The organism is Bradyrhizobium nivariense, from assembly GCF_029846695.2.
GTDB lineage: Bacteria > Pseudomonadota > Alphaproteobacteria > Rhizobiales > Xanthobacteraceae > Bradyrhizobium.
Map to the genome: position 1 here is coordinate 1 of NZ_JARWCR020000200.1, position 916 is coordinate 916.

Annotated in this window: 1 protein-coding gene; it reads right to left on the reverse strand. The window is 60.7% G+C overall.

Annotated features, from left to right (window positions below; translation table 11 throughout):
* Nucleotides 1–3: 3 nt before the first annotated feature.
* Nucleotides 4–916 (reverse strand): transposase (locus QCM77_RS45935; RefSeq protein ID WP_280097144.1); only part of this gene is annotated, 913 nt, incomplete at its 5' end.

A 916-nucleotide genomic window follows, 5' to 3' on the forward strand; every position in this document is an offset into this window, starting at 1 on the left:
CTCTCACGCCCGGATTGCCGCCAGGAGCGGCTTGATGCCGACGATGTTCATTACGCGCGTGAGGTTGTAGGCGAGTACGTTCAGCGCCATTTCGGTCGCGACATTGGGCAACCGCTTCATTAGAAAGTGTGTTGCACCCATCCGCATCTTCAGTGTGGCGAACGGATGCTCGACGGTTTCGCGGCGCACACGCATGGCTTGCGGGTTCTGATCGAGCCGCGCCTGCGCGGCCTCGACGACGTGTTCGTGTTCCCAGCGTTTGATGCGGCGCTCGTTGGACGTCGTGCACTGATCCTTGAACGGGCATGTGCGGCACGCCTTCGTCAAGTAAATCCGCATTTTCTGGCCATCTTCATCAGCGGTGAAGTGGTGCGCCAGCTTCTCGTCGGCCGGGCAGCGATAGACGTCGTCCTTGGCCAAATAGACAAAATCAGGTTTCCCAAAGCGGCCTGCCGACTTGGCTCCCGAAGTTTGCGGCTTGGGTAGCGTGACCGCGACCCCGGCCTGTTCGCATGCCAGGATTTCCTCACCTTTAAAGTAGCCCCGATCCGCAACGACGTCCAAGTTATCGCTGCGCAGCGCGGCTTTCGCCGCCTGCGCCATCGTCGCCAGTTGCGATCTATCGGTGCCGACGTTGGTGACCTCGTGCGCGACAATCAGATGGTTCGTGGTGTCGACCGCACTTTGTACGTTGTAGGCGACCATGCCTGAGCCGCGCCCGCTCGTTGCCATCGAGCGGCAATCGGGATCGGTCAGCGATATCTGCTTGTCGGGCGAGGCGAGCAATGCCTTTTCAATCGCGGCCAGCCGTTTCACTTCTTCTTCGAGCTTCGCCAGCTTTTCCCTAAGCCGCGTCTTGGTCAGCAGCACCGTTTCCGACGGCTCTTCTCCTGCGGCAGTCTGGCGGTCGGCGGTG